We start from the raw sequence: 25191 nt of genomic DNA, 5'->3' as shown, positions 1-25191 counted from the left end.
TCAAATTTAATGATCCCCCAAAAAGCACACAAGTATGCCGTAACAATATAGTTAATACTGTCGATCACTGGCCATTTAGTTTTTATGCTCAAAAGCTGTTTTAATACACCCAGCCCATGTACAGCGGCTAATGTAATACAGGCTGCTTTGGCTAAAAACACGTTAGAAAAAACCGCCAGAGAAATTAGTAACCCATAAATCAGTACCAGTATAATGGGCATAATGCCACGTAATACCTTGTGCGAAATATAATTAAAGCTTACCCAGCCTAATTTTGGATTAAATAGCTCAGACAGCATTTTAATTTGTTGCCAATTGCCAGCACCTAACCTTACTCTTCTTGCGTAATCATGGTTTTGTTCATCGCATTCACGTTCAACAATGTTGATCTCGCTATTTACTAGCGCTTTACCACCTTTATTAAGTGCTTTCATCGACAAAATAAAATCATCGTTTATAGTGCTCGCATCTAATAACTGAGCATATTCGGCGCGTATAGCAAACATGGCACCAGGTACGCCAATAACAGCGCCTAATGATGACTCCATACTTTTTACTTTATTTTGATATTGCCAATACTGTTGCTGCTCTTTGGTGGCTAAGTCATCTAATATATAAACCCCAGTGATCACATTGACCTGAGGGTCTTTAAAATCAGTATCAATTTTATTTAGTACATCAACGCTCAGTAACGCACTAACATCGGTGAACAGCAATACATCGTAATTTGGCTTGGTTAGTTTTATTAACTCATTAACACCAAACGACTTGCCTTTATTGATCTTATTAAAATGCAAATGGCACACTACATTTTGCTTTGCAAGATGCGATTGAGCAATCATCGCCTCGTCATAGGTTTTGTCTGTACAGCCATCAAGGTAAATATGAATAGCATACTGCTCTGTGCTGTATAACATAGAGCCCAGGTTATAGAGCTTTTCACGAATATGTTCTTGCTCGTTGTAGGCGCACATTAAAATGCCAAAGCGTGTTGTTGCTAGGGTAGCGTTTGATTCGATGTTCACTTTATCATTACTAAAAATCTTTAATAACAATAAGTAACCAACATGATGGTACAACACCAACACAATCAAAATCGCCAATGTAATCAGTAAAAAAGTCATTGTAATCCCCTTATGAAGCTAAACCATTATAAAAATGGTCATAGGCTTCACTCATTGTGTTTGCATCCGCAATTGAGAGAATATACTCTCGAATGCATTGCCCGTGCTTCATTTCCAATGCTTTCAATAGGGCAAGTTTTAAGCCAAAAGAATCATTAGGCTTTACTAAAATACCCTGCTCATTACTGACCACTTCGCTAATGCCACCGACATCAGTTGCCACTATTACTTTGCCACATGCCATCGACTCTAAAATAGATAGAGGTAAGCCCTCTCGTTGCGAGTACAAGCACATCACATTAATGGCAGAATAAAATAATTCCATATGCTGCACATTTCCTAAAAAATGTACTCGCTCTACCACACCTAGTGACACTGCAGCACTCATCAATGAAAAACGTAAACTGCCATTACCAGCAAATACGAGTTCAATCTCTTTGGGTAGCGCGGGCAGTAATTTAATTAAATCTAAATGACCCTTACCTGGCTCTAAACGCGCAGAACAGCCAATAAGTTTTTTGTCGTGCGGTAAGTTAAGCTTAATCCGTGCAGTAGCGTCATCTGTATCTATAAACTGCTGAAAATCAATGCCGTTAAGAATAGTACTATCAGCTTTAATAGCAGTTTCGTTATAAAACTCATTAGCGACCACGTTTGCATCAGCCACCCAATGGATTTTAGTTAGCTTATTCAACACCTTTGTAATCACTCGCTGTTTAAAGTTTTTTAAATACCACGCATCATGAATTGTCGATACGTGTTTAACACTCGGGTTAACTAAACAGGTGAGGCTAGCGTAAAGCATTGGGCCAATGTGATGGCTATGAATCACTGTAATATTATGTTTTTTAATTATTTCACTAAGCTTTTTAATTACACTTAGTTCAAATCTAGGGGCTTTGTTTAAGCTTATAAGTTTTTGCTCAAAGGCTGACAGTGCTGGCCATTCATTTACTGCATCCCGTTCAGTCCCTTCCAAAGAAACAATAATACTAGTGTCTGCAAATCGACTTTTTTGCATTAAAGTCACGGCCATTTTTTCCAGCCCACCTATTTTAAAGTGTTGAACTAAATGTAAAACGTTCATGTTAATTTCCCTCGCTAAGGAAGTGCATTGATGGACTAACCCCAGCATGTAACGTGCTGCTACCAACAATGGGTAAAATGGTAACCACGTCTAGTGACGATAGTTTTTCAATGGTTTGAATATCTTTTAAATGACTGTCGAATAAGGTAGCAACAAACACACAGGTGACACTGGTAAATATGCCTAAAACAATACCCATAATAATTGCCACCACGAGTGAAGTATTAATTGGTTGAGTGGGACTATAAGCTCGCTCAATGGTTTTAACTTTGTCAGGGCCTTCATACTTAACCAGCTTGCCTGTCACTTTTGCCATTTCGTAACGCCCTAACATGTCTTTGTATAATGACTGTTTAACATCGTAGTCACGCTCGAGCTTTCTAAGTTGTTTTTCTATATCACTGGTTACTAGTAAGCGCTCGCTCACTGAATTGACTTGTTTTTCTAACATGTCGTATTCTTGCTGATGCTGCAGAACATTATTTTTAGCTTCTTCTAGAGCGAGTATTTGTGACACCAACACATTACTTTCATTGTCATTTCCACTGGGTAAGGTATTAGCCATTTGCCAAAGCTGATCAATATTAGTGGCATCAAGGCCTTTACCACTTTCAATTAACGCTTGTTGCCGTGCTCTAATGCTGAGTAGTTCGCGCTTTTTTGAAACCACTTTGCTGTGTTTATCGGTATAGCGGGTTTTTAAAAAACTGAGCTCTGATTCTGCAGTAATTATTTTCTCTTCTATACGACCGAGAATCGGGTTTGCTTGACCCATTTTTGTAGTAAGTGCCTCAAGCTTGGCATTAGCGCCTGAGAGCACAATGGACTTTTGTTGTTGATCACTTAATAACTTATCGAAAGTTTGCCTATTGCTGTGTAAAACAGCGGGTAAGGTATTACTGTTTTTTGCTTTAAAGCTTGCCAATGAAGCCTCAGAAATCTCCAACTCTTCTCTTAAACTTACCAGTTGCTGATAAAAAAATTGCTCAGAGGTATCCAGTGATGCTTTCGTTGGGGCTAATAAACTTTCTATAAATTTCTCTACCACTTTTTCTAGCACTGCCTTCATTTGGGTTTGGTCATGCCAAATAAAGTTAACCCGAACTAGCTCGTCTCCCACCAATGATAAGGAAAGCGCCTGTGAAAGCTCTTGATGTATTTTTTCTATTTTGGCGGGGGATGCATCCTTTGGTACTAAATTGGTTTCTTTTGCCACGGCAATCAGAACTTTGCGGCTGATCACTAAGGTACGCAAAGCTGCCATCCTATTTGATAAATCAAACGAGAACGACAAATCATCTAAATAGGGATTAAGCAGCGCCGATTCTTCTATAAGAATAGTGGCGTGGTTTGTATATTGTTTTTGTGACGTTGCCGCTAATACAATCACTACTACGGGTACAATCAGCAACGGCAAAACAAATAACTTTGCCCTGGTGTAAACAGCGTACAAAGCTAAATAAAGTAATCTTTTTATTTGCTCTCTAACTAACATATTCGCTACCCATTGATTTGCATATTGCTATGCGAAACTTTGCGGCTATTTGCAAAATAAAAATTTACAGCGTAAATAGCCTTCTCTAATGGAGTAGTTGCACAGGGCGCGCCAATATTATAGTTATGGTTTAATCGGAGGGATTTAATATTTGTAGATCGTTGATCACAGTGAGTGCTTTTACCGGCCAGCTATGCTCTTTCGCTATGTTTTTTTGGACTGCATGCAATAAACTTAATTTTGCTTGACTGAGTGACAACGCCTGATCAATTTTATCAATAAAGTTATTCTGTGACTGAGCGATAAATATTTGCGAGTGATAATGATTCACTGCCGCAAAATCGGTTGCGACTATCGGTTTGCCTACCGCTAAATATTCTTTTAATTTAAGCGGGTCGCAAGCCCTAATTTGCTCATTATCGACAAATGGTAAAATAGATACATCCCAATGAGCCGAGAACGATACCAACCGTTTATGCTCAACCGCACTAATATGCGTTACATTTTTAAACTGCAACAACCCTGAAATGGGAGTGGTAATATCGCCAACTAATACCAATTGATATTGCGGCCTAGCAGTGGCCAACGCCATTAATAAAGGGATATCTAGCCAGGCATTGATACTGCCATAAAAGCCAATAATGGGGGTTTTAATAGCGCTGATTTCTGCGGCTTTGTCGACATTACTCGTAAATAAATCAAAACTCACACCATGTGTTAGTAACTTAGTTTTTTCAGAAGGCATTTTAGTTTTTAATAACTCGCTGATCACATAAATAAGATCTGCGTTTTTAATCAGCTGCTGCTCAAAAGGCGCAATCAGCACAGGATCAACCCCAGCCAGCGCACTAAAATCGTCTCCACAATAATAAATTAACGAGTCGGCAGCTCTTTTATCAAACAGATAGCATGCCGTTGGCACACTTAACCAATATACAATAGGTTCACTGGTTTTATGAGCACCAATATGGCGAGAGAAAACCCAACGGTTATAACAGCGCACTAAGCGATTATCATGCCATGGTAAAATAGGCAGTTTATATACCGTCATATTTTTAGGCGTGGCTATTTTACTATTATTAGAGGGTTGAAATAGCTGCTTAAATTTATTAAAAATACGTTTTATATCGTGCAGCTTTACGCTAGGTTTACGCATTCCTACAGAATTAACCCAATTCACTTGCTGTCTTTTTGCAAGCTCTGAAAATAAATGCTGAGTACTACTAGGGTGGCTCCCCCAATCTTCTGCAAAAACAATAAATTTCATTCGTTCACTCCACTATATTTGTAACTACTCTAGCCGGATTACCTGCCGCAATAGTAAAATCGGGAATATCTTTAGTTACCACACTGCCCGCCCCTATAATGGCTCCTTTACCTATGGTTACTCCAGCAAGTACCGTAACACCGGTCCCAATCCATGCTCCACGCTTGATAATAATATCGCCAATTTGACTCTCGTCATCACTTTGGCCGTTCGCACGACGTTCACAATCAACTGGGTGACCAGGAAAGCCCGCTAAAAAAACACGTCCCGCAAGTCTTACATCATCTTCAAGTACAATTTTTCGCCCTACCGAAAACGCATTTTGCCAGCCAATATCAACATTATTACCAATACTTAATAGAGGCTCACGCTCGTTACTTACGCGGCCACACAAAGTACTGATCCCCGAGATCCTGACATCGTTTTTACATTCAACCCTTAATTTACCAATTACCTGAGGCATACCCGAATATAAATATAAACGTTTTTTACTGCCTTGAATTTGGCTTTTAAATAATGGGGTGTAATAAAATATTCTCAGCAGTTCATGAACAAACTGCTTTATAAAGTGGTGTAAATGATAAAGCCCACTGTGCAGTAGAGGAATAACGGGTAGCTGTGGATTACGCAACGATTTTGCAAATTTAAACAAACGTTTTGCCGAGGGGCTGTTACTATTTTTTAGCCAATACTTTAGTTGAGTCACCATAAGACGAATCCTTATTACTATCGATAGTCAGCTTTTCTAGGGCAATGGTCAGCGACAAAATGATGTACAAAGGCCACGTAAAAGCTTGAGTTAAAAACGTACCAGCAACCATAAAACCAATTAAACCGGCTTTTAGCGCATTAGCATTCACTGTCACTTCAGGATTATAATTAAGCTTATTAATGCAAAATACTCGAGACAAGCTGCGATAAATACTGGCGATAACCAGTAAAAAAATACATATCCCAACAAAGCCTGTTTCACCAAGTACCTGAAACCACGTACTATGCACTGCATGATTCTTGCCATCCCAGTGTGGACTATAAAAGTAATAGTTTACGAAGAAGTTATTTACCCCAACCCCTGTTAGCGGGTTAGAAAGCGCCATGTTTATTGCTGCTTGCCAAGCATAAATTCGACCCATAGCAGACTCATCAACTCCACTTTCAGTAGCACCACCACTTTGCCTATCTGAAATACCCGCAAAGACCATCATGGTAAGCATGGCAACTGCCCCACATGCAGCCACCACCACTGGATTTTTTACCTTTTGATATAAAAAGAAACTCAAAATAGCAGCAATACCTAATAGGCCGCCTCGACTTTGCGTAGCTATCACTCCCGAAATAGTCAGAATTAAACCAACCCCCGCAAATAATCGTCGATATTTATTATTATGAACATTAAAAAGTTCAGCAGCTAAAAAAGACACGGGAAACATCAGCACTAAAGATAAATCATTTGGATCGCCTAGCTGTGAACGATACTCTCGAGAAATAGTGACTCGGGTGCCCTCAACTAGCCCCACACCATTAATTTTGTTATTCAGTGCCACCAGCGCAATGGCCACACCAGAAATCATAATACCTAGTCTTACGTAACTAAAGTGAGAAAATCGCGTTAACCACCAGCTGATCACAAACACCATAATAAAAACTTTAACCAACACTCCAGACCAATACTCAATAGCAACGCCACGGTTTGAAGCCGAAAACACACACACGGTAAGCCACACAAACCAAATGACAAAAATAAGATGAGCTGAGCTCCAATGCGGTTTTAATGTTTTGGAAATAAATAAATGCCAGAAAATGGCCAGTAAAGAGGCTAGCGCTAAGAGTTTAGGGATTTTAAGCGGCATTAAAAATACAAATGCCTCATGAATCCTAAAATAACTAAATAAAATAAATAAGATAATAAACACAGTACTAATACGCACGGCTAATACGCCAGCAAATGGCAGTAACAATAAAGCAAAAGCAGCTATGGGCCCAAATAACGAATATAAGCTTAAAATAAGCGCCGTTATCACTAAGCCATTTATTAATAAGTAATGCTCTTTATACCAGTTAACCATGCGCCTTCCTTGCTAAAAGCCGTTGCAATATTCCCGTGATGTGGTGTTTATACTTTTTAAATAACACCGCAAACAAACATATCAACACAGCAACCTGTCCTACAATGTAGTAAGACACTTGAGTCACACTTAACGAAAACACAAGAATAAAGCACAGCCAGCTAGGGAGCAGACTGTGTACTTTAAATGCTAAATGCTCTAGCTTTTGACTAATAGCTACAAACAGTAGCGTTTTTAAAATTTGCGCCAACGCAAGCGATACAACCGCACCTAATATTCCCCATTTTGGCACTAAAAAACTTAATGCAATTAATACGCTTGTAGCACTCACTGCATTAATAATAGTCACAAACAAACCGTTATAGTGAATATAACAACCAATATTAAGTAAATCGCTATGGTGCCTCAGCACAACAATGAGTATTAAACTGGGTAATAGCCATGCATTAAGTAAATAACCTTGTGGTAAAACGAGAGTGAATAAGTGCGGGGCTACAAGTAGCATGATGCAGCAAAGGGCAATCGCAATTTCGAGGCTTAATTCACATAAAAACACATAGTGACTGCGGCTTGAGGTTAACTCGTCAAAACGGCGTGAAAACCACCACATTCTGATTGGCTCAAATGTGAACGAGGTCATGACTGCAAATTGCAGAGCGACATAATATTGAGCGAGCTTTTCTTTGCCCACACTGGCTGCAATATACCAGTTTTCTGCGCCATTATTAGCGTACACAAAGAGCGAAGAGATAATAATGCTTAACAAAAATAGCGTATTCTTAGGCGTAATATTCCATGCGATACATTTAAAACTAATATTAATCGTGCGTGCTATTTGCCACAGTGACAATATCAGTACAATAAAACTCGCTACCACACCAGAGAGCATAACGCCGGTTACACCAAAGCCTAGATATAGCAAGACGATGGTGAGTAGAGTTTGCCCTACCCCTTGTAAAACAGCTAAATAGCAAAACTGCTTAGCCATTTCGTAATACCTAAAAAAACAAAATACAATCGACAACACCGACGAAAATGCCAAGTTAACAGCTAATAATTGCAAATCTATTTGATTAACAGAGATAGGTAATAAATTCAGCAAAAGGTCAGCAAACAATACAACAGCAATTACAAATGCAGTGCTTAACACACTACATAAAATCAACGCATCCCTAAATAAAGCCTGCTTAAAAACAACGCTTTTCATTTGCTGTTTAAAAAGGAGCTCAGGTAAGCCTAGGCACAACAATAAAGACATTACGGCTGAAATAGAGACTAAAAAATTAAGTTCACCAAACTGTGCAGGGCTTAAAAGACGAGTCGATATAGGGAGTAAAGCAAAGCCAAGCCCTTTGAGCAATAATGTTGATAATCCAAAATAGGCTATTTGCTTACTTCCGTTCATCTTCATTCCTTATGAGTTTTGCACCCAAGATGACAACTTTTTAGCTTGTGAGCTGGCATTAAATTTATTTGCTACCAATCGTTTAGCATTGATACCTTTGGCATATCTTTCATAGGGATTAAGCTCACAGAATTGAGTTAAGATAGTCTCTAAACCAATAATGCTTGAAGGCTCACATTTAAAACCAACAGAATCATTTACAATTTCTTTTGCCCCCATAAGCTTGGTCGTTAGCACAGGAATACCACTGGCCATAGCTTCTTTAAGAACTACTGGCCCAGTGTCTCTGTCACCATTACTAGATACACAAAATGGCGCAACCAGTGCTGAGTAGTTACTGGTATTTTTTGATAACCAAAGAGGCGTACGACGCCCCAAAAAGCGAACATCTTTATCAAGCCCAAGCTCTTCACACAAAAACTTTAAATCATTCATTAATGGGCCTTCGCCCACGATGTCTAGACATATGGCGTATTTTTTACTTAATTTTTTTATAGCGGGTAATAGAAATTGCAGTCCTTTTTTTTCAACTAAGCGCCCAATGAATAACAATTTAACAGACTCATTAAGTCGATTTGGAGTGCTGCTAAATAAACTTAAATCAACACCACAATGCAATAGCTCAACTTTTCCTACCTTGTAATTACTTAGTTTTTGAGCCATGTCTTTACACACAGCAACCGAGAAATCACATAACGAAAGCTTGAGTTTGAGATCGGTATCGTTTACATATACATCATGACCATGACCGATTGAAGAGACACTAATACCCGCAATTTTGCTAGCAACAATCGAGTATGCCAACGGTGCATGCATAAAGTGACAATGTATATGAGAGATACCGTGCCGCTTAATTATTTCTGCAATGTTTAACCCATACCCTAGAAGCGACATGGCTGAGATTGAGGTAAAGCGAAAAGCAATTTTAGCAGCGTTAAGAGCTACTAGCGGCTTAGACATTGCAAATTTAGCAGCAGCACTAAAAGACTTTTTAATGATAATTACGTTTACACTACTATCAAGGTTGGCACTGCTATTTAAATTTTCAAAGGTAACAACACTTACTTTATGCCCTGCTTTAACAAGTGCATTTATTTCTGTCACCACAAAGGTTTCCGACGGGATATGGAAGCTTGGTACAACAATACCTATATGTTTCATGCTAAATACTCCAAAAGATTCTAATGGTTATTTCGCAAGAACCGTGCCCAGTTAAAAAGCACCGAAAATGGTAAGATTAAAGTCAATTTGCGAACATATATTGCAAAATGCAAAGCATTAGACAAAAAACACCGCGCAAAGCTATAAAAATAATTGGCGCTTAACTTGCGTAGTACTTACCCAGTTAATTAATAGAAGCTAGGGTACAGCTCATGAAAACAGAAATAAGCGTTATTATCCCAAACTACAATTGCAAACAGTATTTAGCAAAAGCACTGAGTAGTGTTATTGCTCAAAAAAATGTAAATCTAGAAATTATCGTTGTAGATGATGGCTCAACTGATGGCAGTGTTGATTGGTTAAAAAAAGCGCAGAACACATTTCCACAGCTGGTTATTTTAGAACAAGAAAATACCGGTGTAGTTAATGTACGCAACCGCGCTATTGCCGCTGCTAAAGGGGACTATATTGCATTTTTAGATGCCGACGATTACTGGAGCGATGATAAACTGTATGAGCAATTAGGTTATATGAAAGAACACCCCGAATGTGTTTTAAGCTTTACTAACTATATGCATGTGAATGAAGATTATGAGCCTATTGTGGATTGCTTTTCTTTTTGGCCTGAGTTCTCAAAGTTTGTCGATAAACGAAATATGGGTTACCAAAACTTAGAATCACCAATGGACTTACTCATTTTTGCCAACGTAATTGGTACCTCGTCGGTTATGGTCAAACGTTCAGCCATTAATTATATTGGCCGATTTGATAACGTATTAAACAGCGCAAGTGATTGGGATTGCTGGTTAAAACTAGCAAGAATTGGTGATGTGGCTTTTTCGCCGCGTGTGGCCATGGATTACTTAATGAGAGCAGGCTCTATTACCGCGAATCGTAAAAACAGGCTCAACGCGATGAAAGAAATTGTTTCACGCTGCAAGAGAGATGCAGGAATGGCGGCACAAATAAAAGCACAAGCACGTATTTTAGAATGTTACGGTGAGTACTATCGAGAAATAGGCGCAAAATTTAAAGCACTTTCGATTGCTACGGCCGCATTTACTTTATTTCCGCATAAGCGCAATTTACGTCATTTATTGCATGATTTAAAAACCACATTTACCACTGCACCATAATACTTCGCCAATACACAACAAGTAGCGTTAAAGCTACTTGTTGTGTATTGGCCTAAAATTAAATACTTCACCTAACTTTTTAAGTTTAATGTATAGCTTAATAATTTATGATCGCTGCCTTTAAACTCACTCACTTCCAGAGAAGATAAATTAAACTCTTGATTGAAAATACAATGGTCAATTGGCAAGCCTGTCATTAAAGTGTGTTTTATTGCAGTAGGTGCAAAGCTGGTATATGCATTTGCAGCTGCATAACAACTTTGCGCATTAGACCAATTAAAATAGCCCGACCAGGGAACAATATTTAAATCTCCCGCAATAAACCAAGGGCCTATCTCTTTTGAACTCGCCTCGTTCATTGCTGATAATAACCAATTACGATTTTGCCAATGAGAAGCTGTTCTTGGTGAAGGTGGATGGGCAATAAAAGCGGTAATGGGGTGTTTATCTAATAACAGCTTAAGCTTAATGTAACCTAATCGGTCGCCATCTAATTTAACTTGCTGCCTGTGTATAATTGGTAAACGCGAAATAACCACAATGCCGTAGGGGATCCCTTCGACTTCGCGATAACCAAACAAACTAGCTTTATTTAAAAACGGTTTGAGCAAATGCCGGTTTAAATCGCTAAACTCTTGCAAAACAAGCACATCCCATAGCTGGTTTTGTAAGTTTTTTAAATGCATATCAATGTAGGGGTTATTGTAATTGAGGTTAATTTGTTTAACTGTTATCGCAGCCTTCGAGGGGGCGATTTCTAATGAATGCAGTGGCAAAAGTGAACCTAAATTGATAATACAAATAATCGTAATGACTCCCCCTAGCCATAGTTTTTTTAGCGCAAGCAGTAACAATGCAAAAAACAACGCAACAGCTAACAAAGGAAATCGAAAGGATATTAATAAATCAGCGTAATAAAATTGCCACGGATTAAATGCGGCAACAATTGGCATCAATGCAATTACTGCGATAACAGCAATGCTACAACCTCTTTTTGAATTACACCACCTACTCGAAAGAGCCTTGAACATGACCACCCCTTTTAAACAATAAAAAAGAATATACCTGAGTATATTCTTTAATTTAGCTTTGAGTTTTATCAATTAAGCCGATAAAACTTAACAAAAGTTCGACATAACTTGATGTTATCTAATCTCAAATATTTGGTTTTGTGTTTGGGTATCAAACTGCCAAGTAAAAGCAAGTGGTTGGGTGCTGGTATCGTAAAACCAAATTTCCGCTACTAGCGCTATGTCTTGTCTGCTCATCGCAAGCGTGGTTGTGAGTACCCCTTGCGTCAAAGGAGCTCTAAATAAGCAATTATTGTAATCTGCTCGTTCTGTATTCGATTTTTTCTGACAAATATTCAGGTACGCTTTTTCATCGCCTCTAGAAAGCGTTACATCAATAGCTAAATTAAATTTTGTTGATAAGTTAAAATCATTATTTATAACTAAACTTGCCATACCTTGAGGCTCAGCTTTTACTGGATCAGCAACCGTAGGAGCGACATTGGTCGGTGCAGGTGCTGCACTTTCATCGCCTGTGCCTCCGCAGGCTGTTAACAGTGATAATGAGCATACGATAACGGTTAATTTATTCATTACTGTTCTCCTTTAACAACCACACTCGGTGCGTTGTAACTGTTAAACCACTGCGGCGCTTGCTGACCTGACGACTGCGCAAAATTCGCAAAACGGTCATAAGCGTTGGTAATGTCTACTCCTTCAAGCGGATGTAGCCACTGCATACCGACCTCAATTGCCCATGGAAGGCCATTTTCAGTTTGAAAAAATAACTCGGAGGCTTGTTGAGTGGCATCATCTGCACCACTAACAGCAAATAAGTTACTATCAAAGGCTTCTGTTGGCGCTTGATTTTTTAGATGAACTTCCCAGCTTCTTGCATTTTTACCAACTAAAAAGTCACCATGATAAAATCCTTCGGCACCAAAAATGAACGGGTCGAGTAGCGTACCAGGTGCATTCGCTAGCGCTTTAGCTACTTTTAATGGAATAGTCATACTAAACGTTACTTTACTGTTTACGTCACAATTGCTTTCGGTTCTAAAGTAATCACAGCCAGCTTGCTTAGTAATATGTTGCCAAGTATCCTGCATGAAAATCAAAATTGCCTGCTCACGGTTTGCTTCTAATGGCGAGTCTAGTTGCGGCTCTCCATTGATAGTGTAAATGATATTTTGCTCATCAATTTCACTACTTAAAATTGTATTGGTTGTGTTATTGATAGTTTCCGTAAGCCTAACAGCAAAACCATTGTGATAAGTTGCACCCACCCCAACAAGTTGACCATCAATTTTATAGCCAACCACATTGCTTCCTTCAATTAGCTGCGTAGTACGGTAATTTACAACCACATCATTAAAGTCGTAATCACCTGAAAACGGCCATTTATCTTCATAGGCAAGCGTTACCCAATCGTTTTCACCAGGATAAACAGCGCTAGCAAATGTGGTTATTGGGTAGTCTTCCACTTCGCCACCTAGCACCCCACCCGTGGCAGTAATTAATGATGCCTCAGAGCCATCAGTAACTCGAAAGCGAGCCCATGTTTGTCCTGCTTTAACATTACTCGGTACGCTTACTAAGATGCTGTTATCACCTTTGTTAAGTGGGTACTTAGTAATCATGCGCTCAGCTTCACTAAAGCCACCATTTTGATCCCAGTCAAACCAAGCATATAAAAAGCTATCAGCTGACGCGTTAACAATAATTTGGCTATCTTGCCCTGCAGCAATCGCGGTTACAAAACTAACCCCGTCATCGGAGTCATCTATGGGATTGTTGATTAAATCATCATTCGTATTGATATTTTCGCCATCGACCGTTTCACCCAAGTAAATAAGATTACTGCCAGTACTATTAGGATCAAATAAGTGTCGAGCGCCACTTTGCTCAAGACTCGTGTTATATGGACGAGGAGCATCACCAAAATCGATAGAACTATCGGTAACTGCAACTTCTGCAATAGCGCATCGCGCACCATCATTTTGACTAGATTTAGGTCCTGAGGTAAATACGTTTGCTGTTGGTGTGTAGTCAACTACGGGGCTAATACTTAAATCAACTTTATGTATTTTTCCGCTTTTGTTATTACTAAAGTAAAACTGACCGTCAATGTCAAAGTAAGCGGCACCAAATGCGCCCGTATCATCACCAATATCGAGCTGAGTTATAAATTTAGAAGTATTATTAGCAACGTTAATTTCATGCAAATCACCATTTGATTCAACTGCATAAAGTAAATTACTTTGTGGATGAAAGGCAAAATCATAAATCCCTAAATTCCAGTTGGCACTATTAGGTAAAAGCTGTGCAGTAATCTCAGCGGTTAAATCTAAGTTTAAATCAATTTCGTAAAGCCCATACCGAGGAGTATAAACATAATATGAAGCGCGCTGGTTTGCATCATCGCCTGTTACCTGGATGTCACCTACATAAAAGTTAGTATCTGGCAGCCCTGTGATATTTAAGCGAGTCATTTGGTAGTTACTATCTATTCGCACCACACTTTTTGGTGCTTGGCGGCTAAAGCCATACAAGTACTGATCTTTATAATTAAAGCCAATGGCGTTTACGCTTTCATTGTTTGCCTCAGTAGCAAACGTTAAAGTCGCGGCTAACACAGTTGGCTTGGCCGATACTAAATCTATACCGTATAACTGTGCTTTGGCATCTTGCATTAAAAAAGCCTGGCTTGGACAATTCTCAAATGGCTGACTAAGAACGGTGCAAGGCCACAATACACAGCAAACTTTTCCGAGATGGGTTAATTTCATACGTAAGCCCTCTATAGTTACATGGCTGAACTAATGCAGACTTTATTCCAAATGTTAACCACATGAATTTAAAGCGTAATAAAAAATTACGTCACTTAAATATGCAAGTTGCAACACATGTATTTGCATTATGCGAGAGCCAAAAGCATCCTCATCAGCGTTCTGTACCTGTGCCCGAAGACACTGGCTATTTGCTTTAAACATGCAGCAGTTGAGTAAGCTTCATTAAATAAAGTACAATAGAGAAATTAAGGCAGGCCTTTTTAATGGCTGTGCTTGTTCATTTTAGGTAAAAAATTATGGCACACTCTCGCGGAAACTTATTCATTTTATCGGCACCTTCTGGGGCGGGTAAATCTAGCTTAATAAATGCATTACTGAAAAAGCATGCTGATATGAAAGTATCGGTATCGCACACTACTCGCGCACCGCGCCCTGGTGAAAACAATGCAGAACATTACCATTTTGTATCAGTTGATGAATTTAAAGCGCTGATTGCCAAAGATGATTTTTTTGAATGGGCACAAGTATTTGACAATTATTACGGTACTTCTAAGCAAGCGATTGAAGAGCAACTCGCCGCAGGCATTGATGTATTTTTAGACATTGATTGGCAAGGTGCTCGTCAAGTTCGAGAAATAATGGATGACGTAAAAACTATCTTTATTCTTCCGCCATCAAAACAAGAGCTAGAACAACGTTTAAATAACCGTGGCCAAGACTCTGCTGAAATTATTGCCGGGCGAATGGCGCAAGCTCAATCAGAAACCTCTCATTTCAACGAATACGACTATGTTGTAGTGAATGATGATTTTGATACTGCTTTAAGCGATTTGGAAACGATAGTAATTGCACAGCGATTAACGCTAAAAGCGCAAGTAGCGCGCCATCAAACTTTAATTAATGAACTACTCAAGTAATCTAAATTATGATTAATTGTCGGATCATGCCTTAAAATAGATAAAAATTAACCACTGGCTATTGGCGAAACTTGCTGCGTGCAGTAAACTACGCCTTTGCTTTTAAATTATTTTGGAGTGCTAAGATGGCTCGCGTAACAGTTGAAGATGCAGTAGATGCAATTGGTAATCGTTTTGACTTAATTTTAGTTGCGGCCCGTCGTGCCCGCCAAATTGCTGTTGGTGGTAAAGATCCACTAGTAGATCCTGAGAACGATAAGCCAACAGTTGTTGCTTTACGTGAAATCGAACTTGGTTTAGTTGATAATTCTTCAATGGATGTTATTGATCGTGAAGAACAACAACATCAAGAAGCGGCAGAACTAGCTGCTGTTGCTGCCATCGTTGGTGGCAACCAATAATCAACCGCCCGGTCTGATTTAGCTAACGGCATAGTATTTCAACTATAGCCGTTGGCAATCCTTTGTTTTCATCGTATATTCGTAACTTATCCTAACTTATTTGCTTCACGAGAACATTGGAGTGTGAATGTATCTTTTTGAAGGTCTTAAAAAGAAAATCTCAAAATACTTGCCAGCAGACGATGTTGAGCTAGTTCAAAAAGCCTACGTGGTAGCCCGAGAGGCCCATGAGGGTCAAACTCGTTCAAGTGGCGAGCCGTACATTACTCACCCCGTTGAAGTCACTCAAATATTAGCAAGTATGCACCTTGACCATGAAACGCTCATGGCGGCACTGATGCATGATGTGATTGAAGACACCGATTTTAGCCAACAAGATTTAGCTGAAATATTTGGTGAAACAGTGGCAGAACTCGTAGAGGGTGTGAGCAAGCTTGATAAATTGAGCTTCAAAGATAAAAAAGAATTCCAAGCTGAAAACTATCGCAAAATGATTATGGCAATGACCCAAGATATTCGGGTTATTTTAATCAAACTAGCTGATAGAACGCACAACATGCGCACATTGGGCGCACTTCGTCCAGATAAACGCCGCCGTATTGCACGTGAAACCCTTGAGATTTATGCACCAATTGCTAATCGCTTAGGTATTCATGATATAAAAAAATGAGCTAGAAGATTTAGGTTTTCAAGCACTGTACCCGATGCGTCATCGTGCACTTAAATCGGAAGTGGCTAAAGCGCGTGGTAATCGCAAAGAAGTTATTTCAAATATTCAAACTGAAATTGAAGCTCGTCTTGAAGAATCTGGCATAAAAGCGACCGTATCAGGCCGTGAAAAGCATCTATACAGTATTTATAAAAAAATGCTCAACAAAGAGCTGCTGTTTAACGAAGTCATGGATATTTACGCATTTCGTATTGCAGTAGACTCTATGGATACCTGTTATCGCGTACTTGGTGTAGCTCATAACTTATATAAGCCAATTGAAACCCGCTTTAAAGACTATATTGCTGTGCCAAAAACTAATGGTTATCAATCATTACATACTTCTTTAGTTGGCCCGCATGGTATTCCTGTAGAAATTCAAATCCGTACTTTGGATATGGATCATATGGCTGATAAAGGGGTCGCGGCTCACTGGATGTATAAAAAGTCGGGCGACAGTGCGGGTCATACTGCACAGCAGCGCGCACGCCAGTGGATGCAAAGCTTATTGGAATTGCAACAAAGTGCAGGTTCCTCGTTTGAATTTGTAGAAAATGTAAAAACAGAGCTATTCCCAGAAGAAATTTATGTCTTTACCCCAGATGGCCGGATTATTGAACTTCCTATGGGTGCAACGGCGGTCGATTTTGCTTATGCCGTTCATACTGATGTAGGTAATACCTGTGTCGGTGCGCGTGTTAATCGTAAGCCTTACCCTTTAAGTAAAGCCATTGATACAGGGCAAACAATAGAAATTATTACCAGCTCAGGCGCTCACCCTAACGCAACATGGCTTAACTTTATTGTTACTGGCAAAGCACGATTAGGCGTACGCAATTACCTTAAGAGTCAACAGCATGAAGAGGCATTATTACTCGGTCGTCGCTTACTTGACTCTGCGCTGGGTGAAAATAAATTTGATAACCTCCCAGCTGAAAATATTACACGAGTGCTTGAAGAGCATGAGCTTTCCTCTACTTTAGAATTATTAGTAGAAATTGGTTCAGGTAATTTAATGAGCATGTTAATTGCTAAGCGCTTATTACAAAATGACAATGATGATTTAAACGACATTGCTAAGCGTGCTAAGGCAACCATTATTGGTACCGAAGGGATGTTGGTTAATTATTCTAAATGTTGTCGTCCAGTGCCTGGAGACGCTATTACTGCCCATGTTAGCCAAGGTAAAGGTTTAACCGTTCATCGCCAAGAGTGTAAGAACATTCGAGGCTGGGAAAATGATCGTTCAAAATACCTAGTCGTAAAATGGGATGACAATCCAGAAAAAGAATACATTGCGGCTTTAAGAGTAGAAATCATTAACCACCAAGGTGCGCTGGCTAAATTAACTAATGTGGTCGCCACTACACAGGCCAATATCGTAGAAATAGCTACCGATGAAAAAGAAAGTAATTTATACGTGATAGACTTAGGGATCACAGTTAAAAACCGTATTCATGTCGCCAATATTATGCGCCGTATACGTGTTATGCCCGATGTACAAAAAGTCTATCGTAAAAAATAAAATAGGAACATCATGAATAAAGCATTTATATCAACGGATAAAGCTCCTGCAGCAATTGGCACATATAGCCAAGCAGTAAAAGTGGGTACAGCTGTATATTTATCAGGGCAAATTCCACTTGTCCCAGAAACAATGGACGTTATTTCTGAAGACTTTAGCGAACAAACACACCAAGTATTTAAAAATATCAGCGCGGTTTGTGAAGAAGCTGGCGGTACTATTCAAGACTTAGTAAAAGTGAATATTTACCTTACTGATCTTTCAAACTTTGCCATTGTGAACGAAGTCATGAGCCAATACTTTAAACAACCTTACCCTGCGCGTGCTGCTATTGGCGTTCGTGCACTTCCTAAAGGTGTTCAAGTAGAAATTGATGGCATCATGGAGCTACCTTCAACAAACTAACTTCTATAAGCTATGAGCGCCGCTCATAGCTTTTATTCCTATCTATAACTACACTTTGATGATTTCTTGACTCAAAACTAAATTTCTAGCACTCTGTAATCACGTTATTTTATTAAACCTTACTTTAGTAGTATAAAAGGATAACTTGTGTTTAAGCTTGCTCATAATGGCAATGTATTACTCGATACGAGTAAATCTGCACCCGCCAGTGCTGCTTTTATTATAGAAGCAATTGCGCAGTCGCCTTACAGCGAGTGTGAGATCAATCATGACGCCATAAATAACTATTTCAACAGTGCAACACCTGAACGAATCTTAGTTGTTGCAACACGCCACGATGCAACCTTAAGCGTTGAGATCAGTGATGATAAAATGCTAGCTACGGGCACGCTCACTCTCGCCAAAGGGGGAGCAACACTCAGTTTTGATGAAGCTAAAAAAGAATTAGTTAAAGCGCACGTTGCGAGAGGTTACAAACAAGCATTTTTAGAGCAGCTTTTACAAAAACAATTTGAACTTCCACCAGGCGCTGTAGTTAGCGGGCCACTTGCTAAGGGACGTTTACCTACTGACGGCCAAGATAGCAAATTTAAAGCTATGGTTGAAACCTTAAAAGATCGCCTTAAAGCACCCAAATTAAAAGAAGATGGTAGTGTTGATATGCGTGACTTTGGTAAATTGGCAAGCGTAAAGCCGGGTGAATTACTAATACAACAGCAACCTGCTACCCCCGGTCAAGAAGGGTTTACCGTGATAGGTGATGTTTTACCTGCTAAACCTGGACAAGTTCATGCCTTAATAGCGGGAGAAGGTACAGAAATATCCAAAACCAACCCAATGGAATTACTATCGACTATTGCAGGTGTCCCTGTAGAAATAAATAACGGCATGCGTGTTGACGATATTTTTACTATTAACGATGTGTCTGTAAAAACAGGTCATATAGACTTTGAAGGTAGTGTGGTAGTCAGTAGTAGTGTAGAGCCTGGAATGCGGATTAATGCAACTGGCGACATCACCGTTTTTGGCACTGTCGAATCTGGAGAATTAACTGCCGGTGGTGATATAACTGTAAAACAAGGACTTATTGGCCATCAAAAGCCTGAAGATAAATCACTGTCTTGCAAAGTAATCTGTGCAGGCGATGTGCATGCCTCACACTCTCAATATTGCTATATTGAAGCTAATAACATACTGGTTGACCGCCAAGCCAGCCACAGCTCAATGAAAGCAAAAAATATAATTCAAATTGGTCAATCAGAACTACCTAAAGGAAAGTTATTTGGGGGTGAAATTTTAGATGCCACTAAACTAATTACCGGAGAAATTGGTAACGAATCAGGGGCTAAAATGGCAATTAATTTAGCTGCTTCAGCCACTCAAATGACCAAAGATATTGATAAGTCTTTTAGTGAATTAACAGCTGCAAATGAACAGGTTGATAGCTTACAAGCAGCCTTAGAAAAAGCAGATTTAATAAAAGATGCAGATAAAAAAAGTGAACTCATGAATAAGATTGGGACCACGCAGCTGTATCATAGCCAACAAGCTGAGCAACTAGAAAAGCAGGTGGCTAGTTTAGAACAGCAGTTAAATACCCTGCTTGATGAAGCCATTTTAACCGTAAATACTGTTTTGCACTCTGGGGTGGAGATCCATATCTTCAACAAGATGCTTAAAACAACCCGTAACTTTCCACCAAGCAGTGTTAAGTTAGAAAACAATAAGATTGAAATTGAATTTAAAACTTAATCATAAGGGGCTGTTACTAACAGCCCCTTATTCTTTATAGTAAACCGTCTACACTTTCATAGGTTTGCGCTGGCCAAACACCTACCTGTACTTGCCCTATGTGTTGTTTTTGTAATAACAGCATAGCCAAACGAGACTGACCAATACCACCACCAATTGTTTGTGGAAATTTACTTTCTAGCAATGCTTTATGCCAATCAAACTCTAAACGGTCTTCATCACCGGTAATTCCCAATTGAGCTTGCAAAACCTCAGGGCTCACCCGAATTCCCATAGATGATATTTCGAAAGCGTCTTCAAGAATTGGATTCCATACTAAAATATCGCCATTTAACCCCATATAATGCTCACAAGTGGGTGTTGACCAGTCGTCATAATCTGGCGCTCTCACATCATGAATTTTACCATCACTTAATGCTCCGCCAATACCAATTAAAAACACAGCACCATATTCTTGAGCAATCGCTTTCTCACGCTGCTTAGCGCTAAAGTCAGGGTACATTTTACGTAGTTCTTCACTGTGTACAAACGTAACTTGAGTTGGCAAAAATGCTCTTAAACCAAAGCTGTCACTAACATATTTCTCAGTGGCTTTAATACCTTGGTAAATCGTTTCAACCGTTTGTTTAAGGGTAGATAAAGAACGCTGCGTACTTTCACAAATAACTTGCTCCCAATCCCATTGATCAACATAAACAGAATGAATAGGGCTTAGTGAATCTTCGTCAGGTCGCAACGCTTTCATTTGTGTATAAATACCTTCACCTTGTGAAAAACCATATTCACCCAAGGTTTTACGTTTCCACTTAGCAAGAGAATGCACTACTTCGTAACGGCTATCTGCAATTGCTTTCACATTCACTGCAACAGCGTTCTCGTGCCCACTTAAGTTATCCTGTGTACCGTCGCCTACTTTAGCTAAAATAGGCGCTTGAACTTCAATTAAGCCCAGCTTTTGTTCTAATTGCTGCGAAAAGAACTGCTTAACTTTACTTATTTGCTGCTGCTGCTGCACATAATGTGAACTCATAATAATTGGCCTCATTCCCAGTTATTGTATTTACTACTTAGCGCACAATTACGCTTCAATGAGGTTATCGTAACAATTAAACTATTTAATTCAATATCCCATAATAAAAATAGCTTTATGATATTAAAACCATTAAAAAAATGGTATAAAAATAATTAATACCATAATTAAAGACGGTTAAATCTATGGAAAATTATCAAATCGATAATCTTGATAAACAGATTCTGCATGCATTAATGGATAATGCGCGTACACCTTATGCTGAATTAGCAAAACGCTTTAGTGTAAGCGCAGGAACAATTCATGTGCGAATCGAAAAAATGAAACATGCAGGGATCATCACAGGTACTCAACTAACCATTAATACAAAGCAATTAGGTTACGATGTGTGTTGTTTTATTGGTATTAATTTGAACAACGCGCGCGATTATCCGCAAACACTTATAAAATTAGAATCATTAGAGGAAGTGGTCGAAGCATATTACACCACTGGTAATTACAGTATTTTTATTAAAGTAATGACTCGCTCTATCGATCATCTACAAGATGTGTTGATCAATAAAATACAAGCAATAGAAGCCATTCAATCAACCGAAACCCTGATCTCATTACAAAATCCGATAAGTCGAACAGTGGTGCCTTGAGGTGAAAAATCTCGTATAATTTGCCGAAAAAGAGGACTCCCATGCAGCAAACTCGTTACCAAAGAATTGAAAGTGTACTTTCGCGTCGTCAAACCGACCTTACCGTATGTTTAGAAGATGTACATAAGCATCATAACTTATCCGCTATTGTTAGAACGGCCGATGCCGTTGGTTGTCATCATGTACATGCAGTCTGGCCAGAAAAACAAAAGTGGCTCACCAATAATACTTCTGGTGGTAGCAAAAATTGGTTAGACACACATCTTCACAGAAACATAGATGATGCCGTTGCAAGTATGCGTGCTCATAATCCTGATGTACAAATTTTAGCGACGCATTTAAGTGAAGATGCCGTCGACTTCAGAGAAATAGATTACACTAGACCCACTGCAATTATTGTCGGTCAAGAAAAAACGGGGATCTCTCCACAAGCCTTAGAGTATGCAGATCAAAACATCATTATTCCAATGCAAGGCATGGTGCAGTCATTAAATGTATCCGTTGCAGCAGCCTTAATTTTATTTGAGGCGCAGCGCCAGCGTGATCTAGCTGGTTTATACAATAGAAATATGCTCGGCGAGGAAATTAAGCACCCCATGTATTTTGAAGGCTGTCACCCAATTATTGCAAGGCAATGTAAACAAAAGAACCTGCCTTACCCTGCTCTTGATGAGAACGGCGAAATTGTTGCTGATGAACAGTTTTGGCAGGCGTTAAAACATACTTGATGCATATACAGTGTATCAGTACACTTAACTCACTAAATAATAATAATTGAGCCTACATTGTCTAAACCTAGCTTAAGCCAATACCCAATCACAGAACTTAAAGGCGTTGGTCCTAAAATGGCTGAACGGCTTTTAAAGCTAGGTATTAGTACAGTACAGGACATGCTATTTCATTTACCGCTTAGGTATGAAGACAGAACCCGTATTTATACAATTAGTGAGTTGACCCCCCATAGCCACGTAACTGTTCAAGCAACCATTGAAACTAGTCAAATAACCTTTGGAAAGCGGCGCATGCTGGTTTGCCAAATAAATGATGGTACAGGCAGGTTAACATTACGATTTTTTAATTTTACCGCAGCACAAAAAAATGCGTTTAGCGCAGGTAAAATAATTCGCTGCTTTGGCGAAATACGTCGCGGACGTGTTGGCTTTGAAATGAACCACCCAGAATACAGTATTAGCGACACTTTTGAGCAACAACCTACATCCGCGACACTCACCCCCGTTTACTCGACAACAGAAGGTTTAAAGCAACTCTCTATAAGAGCTCTGAGTGAACAAGCCATCGAATTACTAAAAAAATACACAGTTGAGGAATTGCTTCCTCACCAATGGCAACCATCACAACTTGGGTTAAGCGATGCATTATTATTACTACACCGCCCCCCCAATGACGTTGATATCATTGCACTTGAACAGGGTACTCACCCAGCACAGCAGCGACTCGTATTTGAAGAATTACTGGCACAAAATCTCAGTTTATTAAAAGTAAGAGAACAGGGGCAGCAAGTTAAAGCCGTTGCACTTGAGCCTACTAATTCATTAGAGGGACAGTTTTTGGCGCAATTACCCTTTGCGCCAACCAACGCACAAAGTCGTGTGGTATCAGAAATTAAAGCAGATTTACAAAATGCGTACCCTATGATGCGATTAGTTCAAGGTGATGTTGGCTCGGGTAAAACACTAGTCGCAGCCCTGAGCGCTTTAACCGCAATAGCACGAGGCTATCAAGTTGCATTAATGGCGCCGACTGAAATTTTATCAGAGCAACATGGAATCAACTTTTCCAGCTGGTTTGAAAGTCTTGGAATATCGGTTGCTTGGCTAGGCGGTAAAACAAAAGGTAAAGAGCGCGTAAATACGCTTGCAATGATCGCCTCTGGTGAAGCGCAAATGATTATTGGCACCCATGCGTTATTTCAAGATGAAGTAAAATTTAATAACTTGGTACTTATTATTATTGATGAACAACACCGTTTTGGGGTTCATCAGCGTTTATCGTTGCGTGAAAAAGGCCGTTTTGCTGATTGTTACCCACACCAACTAGTAATGACAGCAACACCTATACCACGTACGCTCGCCATGACTGCCTATGCAGACTTAGAAACCTCTGTGATTGACGAATTACCACCAGGGCGAACTCCTATCACTACAGTTGCTATTCCAGATACTCGTCGAGAAGACATTATTAGTCGCGTAAAACTTGCCTGTAACGAGCAAGGTCGGCAAGTTTACTGGGTATGTACACTGATAGACGAGTCTGAAGTACTACAATGCCAGGCAGCTGAAGACAGTGCATTACAATTAAAAGAAGCATTACCTGAGCTTAATATTGGCTTAGTCCATGGGCGAATGAAAGCCGTTGAAAAACAAGCCATTATGAGCGATTTTAAAGCGGGTAACATTCATGTACTTGTGGCAACAACCGTGATCGAAGTTGGGGTTGATGTGCCTAATGCGAGTTTAATTATTATCGAAAACCCTGAGCGCCTAGGTTTAGCACAGCTTCACCAACTACGTGGCCGCGTAGGCCGTGGAGCTACGGCATCTCACTGCGTGCTTTTATATCATGCACCACTTTCACATACCGCACAGAAACGATTAGGAGTACTGCGCTACAGTAACGACGGGTTTGTTATCGCAGAGCGTGATTTAGAGATACGCGGCCCAGGTGAAGTCCTTGGCACCAAACAAACCGGCTTAGCAGAATTTAAAATTGCAGACTTAACACGAGATAAGCAAACCTTAAATCAAGTTAGACCCATAGCACAACAGATGTTGAAGCAATATCCTCAGTATGTAGATCCACTCATTCAACGCTGGTTAGGTAATAAGTCAAATTACGCACAAGCTTGATTGTACATTCACATAAAGCGACATACTAATTTTCCCAACTAGTTATTACCTATACGCAACTTGCGCCTTTCAACTAGCATCTGTGCTTTACACTTTCCTACAGACGTAAAAAAGCCCGACTCTTTCGAGTCGGGCTTTCTTGTATTTGGAGTCGGTGCGCTACAACGCAGTAGAATGTCCTACTTTCACATACCAAATGGGATACTATCATTGTGTCGGGGCGGCCTTCCGCATGGCTCGCCTTCGAGCTGTTTCGTTTGATGTATAGGAATACGAATGCCGTAGAGTACAGGATGTACGAGAGCGGCCACTATTGAGTTCGGCATGGGCTCTTGGCTATTTTTATTAAACCCCAAACAGCAAAAAACCCGTCACATCGCTGTAACGGGTTTCTCTTA

Annotated in this window: 21 protein-coding genes and 1 pseudogene; 10 read left to right on the top strand and 12 right to left on the bottom strand. The window is 39.6% G+C overall.

Annotation, left to right across the window (positions count from 1 at the left end):
- From P20311_RS00105 to P20311_RS00070, 8 genes are all read right to left on the bottom strand, one after another.
- Positions 1–1124: glycosyltransferase family 2 protein (locus P20311_RS00105; protein WP_036984534.1), on the bottom strand; the 1124-nt coding region annotated here is incomplete at its 3' end.
- A gap of 10 nt (positions 1125–1134) precedes the next feature.
- Positions 1135–2211, bottom strand: coding sequence for a glycosyltransferase (locus P20311_RS00100; RefSeq protein ID WP_008108248.1), 1077 nt, complete (start codon positions 2209–2211; stop codon positions 1135–1137).
- A 1-nt stretch (position 2212) separates the two neighbouring features.
- A complete protein-coding gene (locus tag P20311_RS00095) occupies positions 2213–3706 on the bottom strand; it encodes a GNVR domain-containing protein (protein WP_008108246.1) in 1494 nt (497 codons plus the stop codon).
- Between the two features lie 130 nt (positions 3707–3836).
- The gene (locus P20311_RS00090) at positions 3837–4973 is read right to left on the bottom strand and encodes a glycosyltransferase (protein WP_008108243.1); all 1137 of its coding nucleotides are present in this window, start codon (positions 4971–4973) and stop codon (positions 3837–3839) included.
- Positions 4974–4977: 4 nt separating this feature from the next.
- Positions 4978–5682 (bottom strand): acyltransferase, encoded by a 705-nt coding sequence (locus P20311_RS00085; protein WP_008108241.1) that lies wholly within the window; start codon positions 5680–5682, stop codon positions 4978–4980.
- Positions 5648–7039 carry an O-antigen ligase gene (locus tag P20311_RS00080; RefSeq protein ID WP_008108239.1) on the bottom strand — a complete coding sequence of 464 codons (1392 nt, stop codon included), beginning with the start codon at positions 7037–7039 and terminating at the stop codon, positions 5648–5650. The genes P20311_RS00085 and P20311_RS00080 overlap by 35 nt, the downstream gene beginning before the upstream one ends.
- The gene (locus P20311_RS00075; RefSeq protein ID WP_008108236.1) at positions 7032–8444 is read right to left on the bottom strand and encodes a lipopolysaccharide biosynthesis protein; all 1413 of its coding nucleotides are present in this window, start codon (positions 8442–8444) and stop codon (positions 7032–7034) included. The genes P20311_RS00080 and P20311_RS00075 overlap by 8 nt, the downstream gene beginning before the upstream one ends.
- Before the next feature lie 9 nt (positions 8445–8453).
- Complete coding sequence (locus P20311_RS00070) at positions 8454–9605, bottom strand: glycosyltransferase (protein ID WP_008108235.1); 1152 nt, start codon at positions 9603–9605, stop codon at positions 8454–8456.
- A 212-nt stretch (positions 9606–9817) separates the two neighbouring features.
- Here P20311_RS00070 and P20311_RS00065 point away from each other — a divergent pair, with 212 nt between their 5' ends.
- On the top strand, positions 9818–10741 hold the full coding sequence (locus tag P20311_RS00065) for a glycosyltransferase family 2 protein (RefSeq protein WP_008108234.1): 924 nt from the start codon (positions 9818–9820) through the stop codon (positions 10739–10741).
- A gap of 71 nt (positions 10742–10812) precedes the next feature.
- Here P20311_RS00065 and P20311_RS00060 read toward each other — a convergent pair whose 3' ends face one another.
- The 3 genes from P20311_RS00060 to P20311_RS00050 form a co-directional block, all read right to left on the bottom strand.
- Complete coding sequence (locus P20311_RS00060) at positions 10813–11772, bottom strand: endonuclease/exonuclease/phosphatase family protein (protein WP_238529414.1); 960 nt, start codon at positions 11770–11772, stop codon at positions 10813–10815.
- Positions 11773–11886: 114 nt separating this feature from the next.
- Entirely contained in the window at positions 11887–12345 is a 459-nt protein-coding gene (locus P20311_RS00055; protein ID WP_008108230.1) for a hypothetical protein, read from the bottom strand.
- Complete coding sequence (locus P20311_RS00050; protein WP_036984531.1) at positions 12345–14540, bottom strand: LruC domain-containing protein; 2196 nt, start codon at positions 14538–14540, stop codon at positions 12345–12347. The genes P20311_RS00055 and P20311_RS00050 overlap by 1 nt, the downstream gene beginning before the upstream one ends.
- 62 nt (positions 14541–14602) lie before the next feature.
- Here P20311_RS00050 and P20311_RS18965 point away from each other — a divergent pair, with 62 nt between their 5' ends.
- The 6 genes and pseudogenes from P20311_RS18965 to P20311_RS00025 all read left to right on the top strand — a co-directional run bounded on the left by P20311_RS18965 (position 14603) and on the right by P20311_RS00025 (position 20252).
- Positions 14603–14740 (top strand): hypothetical protein, encoded by a 138-nt coding sequence (locus P20311_RS18965; protein WP_008108226.1) that lies wholly within the window; start codon positions 14603–14605, stop codon positions 14738–14740.
- Positions 14741–14839: 99 nt separating this feature from the next.
- Positions 14840–15460: a guanylate kinase gene (gene gmk, locus P20311_RS00045; RefSeq protein WP_008108224.1), complete on the top strand. Its 621-nt coding sequence runs from the start codon at positions 14840–14842 to the stop codon at positions 15458–15460.
- 125 nt (positions 15461–15585) lie between these two features.
- Entirely contained in the window at positions 15586–15861 is a 276-nt protein-coding gene (gene rpoZ / locus P20311_RS00040; protein WP_008108220.1) for a DNA-directed RNA polymerase subunit omega, read from the top strand.
- A gap of 127 nt (positions 15862–15988) precedes the next feature.
- Positions 15989–18095: pseudogene (gene spoT, locus P20311_RS00035) on the top strand (bifunctional GTP diphosphokinase/guanosine-3',5'-bis pyrophosphate 3'-pyrophosphohydrolase).
- A 12-nt stretch (positions 18096–18107) separates the two neighbouring features.
- Positions 18108–18500 carry a RidA family protein gene (locus P20311_RS00030; RefSeq protein WP_008108210.1) on the top strand — a complete coding sequence of 131 codons (393 nt, stop codon included), beginning with the start codon at positions 18108–18110 and terminating at the stop codon, positions 18498–18500.
- Between the two features lie 147 nt (positions 18501–18647).
- Positions 18648–20252, top strand: a complete 1605-nt coding sequence (locus P20311_RS00025) for a DUF342 domain-containing protein (protein ID WP_008108208.1) — start codon at positions 18648–18650, stop codon at positions 20250–20252.
- A gap of 34 nt (positions 20253–20286) precedes the next feature.
- Here P20311_RS00025 and asnA read toward each other — a convergent pair whose 3' ends face one another.
- Positions 20287–21282 carry an aspartate--ammonia ligase gene (gene asnA / locus P20311_RS00020; RefSeq protein ID WP_008108206.1) on the bottom strand — a complete coding sequence of 332 codons (996 nt, stop codon included), beginning with the start codon at positions 21280–21282 and terminating at the stop codon, positions 20287–20289.
- A 185-nt stretch (positions 21283–21467) separates the two neighbouring features.
- Here asnA and asnC point away from each other — a divergent pair, with 185 nt between their 5' ends.
- The 3 genes from asnC to recG are packed head-to-tail and all read left to right on the top strand — an operon-like array spanning position 21468 to position 24793.
- The gene (asnC, locus tag P20311_RS00015) at positions 21468–21926 is read left to right on the top strand and encodes a transcriptional regulator AsnC (protein WP_008108204.1); all 459 of its coding nucleotides are present in this window, start codon (positions 21468–21470) and stop codon (positions 21924–21926) included.
- A 41-nt stretch (positions 21927–21967) separates the two neighbouring features.
- Positions 21968–22654: a tRNA (guanosine(18)-2'-O)-methyltransferase TrmH gene (trmH, locus tag P20311_RS00010; RefSeq protein ID WP_008108201.1), complete on the top strand. Its 687-nt coding sequence runs from the start codon at positions 21968–21970 to the stop codon at positions 22652–22654.
- A 57-nt stretch (positions 22655–22711) separates the two neighbouring features.
- Positions 22712–24793, top strand: coding sequence for an ATP-dependent DNA helicase RecG (gene recG / locus P20311_RS00005; protein WP_008108200.1), 2082 nt, complete (start codon positions 22712–22714; stop codon positions 24791–24793).
- Positions 24794–25191: the final 398 nt, after the last annotated feature.

Source organism: Pseudoalteromonas sp. BSi20311, from assembly GCF_000239875.1.
Lineage (GTDB): Bacteria > Pseudomonadota > Gammaproteobacteria > Enterobacterales > Alteromonadaceae > Pseudoalteromonas.
Note: the sequence above shows the minus strand (reverse complement) of the source record. Positions and strands in the feature narration are given on the sequence as shown.

Excerpts from the sequence above, each read along its gene's own strand:
- P20311_RS18965 (WP_008108226.1), top strand. The coding sequence starts at position 14,603 with ATGAATTTAAAGCGTAATAAAAAATTACGTCACTTAAATATGCAAGTT.
- P20311_RS00095 (WP_008108246.1), bottom strand. The coding sequence starts at position 3,706 with ATGTTAGTTAGAGAGCAAATAAAAAGATTACTTTATTTAGCTTTGTAC.
- trmH (WP_008108201.1), top strand. The coding sequence starts at position 21,968 with ATGCAGCAAACTCGTTACCAAAGAATTGAAAGTGTACTTTCGCGTCGT.
- P20311_RS00055 (WP_008108230.1), bottom strand. The coding sequence starts at position 12,345 with ATGAATAAATTAACCGTTATCGTATGCTCATTATCACTGTTAACAGCC.
- gmk (WP_008108224.1), top strand. The coding sequence starts at position 14,840 with ATGGCACACTCTCGCGGAAACTTATTCATTTTATCGGCACCTTCTGGG.
- asnA (WP_008108206.1), bottom strand. The coding sequence starts at position 21,282 with ATGAGTTCACATTATGTGCAGCAGCAGCAGCAAATAAGTAAAGTTAAG.
- P20311_RS00065 (WP_008108234.1), top strand. The coding sequence starts at position 9,818 with ATGAAAACAGAAATAAGCGTTATTATCCCAAACTACAATTGCAAACAG.
- P20311_RS00060 (WP_238529414.1), bottom strand. The coding sequence starts at position 11,772 with ATGTTCAAGGCTCTTTCGAGTAGGTGGTGTAATTCAAAAAGAGGTTGT.
- P20311_RS00030 (WP_008108210.1), top strand. The coding sequence starts at position 18,108 with ATGAATAAAGCATTTATATCAACGGATAAAGCTCCTGCAGCAATTGGC.
- P20311_RS00075 (WP_008108236.1), bottom strand. The coding sequence starts at position 8,444 with ATGAACGGAAGTAAGCAAATAGCCTATTTTGGATTATCAACATTATTG.
- rpoZ (WP_008108220.1), top strand. The coding sequence starts at position 15,586 with ATGGCTCGCGTAACAGTTGAAGATGCAGTAGATGCAATTGGTAATCGT.
- asnC (WP_008108204.1), top strand. The coding sequence starts at position 21,468 with ATGGAAAATTATCAAATCGATAATCTTGATAAACAGATTCTGCATGCA.
- P20311_RS00070 (WP_008108235.1), bottom strand. The coding sequence starts at position 9,605 with ATGAAACATATAGGTATTGTTGTACCAAGCTTCCATATCCCGTCGGAA.
- P20311_RS00050 (WP_036984531.1), bottom strand. The coding sequence starts at position 14,540 with ATGAAATTAACCCATCTCGGAAAAGTTTGCTGTGTATTGTGGCCTTGC.
- P20311_RS00085 (WP_008108241.1), bottom strand. The coding sequence starts at position 5,682 with ATGGTGACTCAACTAAAGTATTGGCTAAAAAATAGTAACAGCCCCTCG.
- P20311_RS00080 (WP_008108239.1), bottom strand. The coding sequence starts at position 7,039 with ATGGTTAACTGGTATAAAGAGCATTACTTATTAATAAATGGCTTAGTG.
- P20311_RS00100 (WP_008108248.1), bottom strand. The coding sequence starts at position 2,211 with ATGAACGTTTTACATTTAGTTCAACACTTTAAAATAGGTGGGCTGGAA.
- P20311_RS00090 (WP_008108243.1), bottom strand. The coding sequence starts at position 4,973 with ATGAAATTTATTGTTTTTGCAGAAGATTGGGGGAGCCACCCTAGTAGT.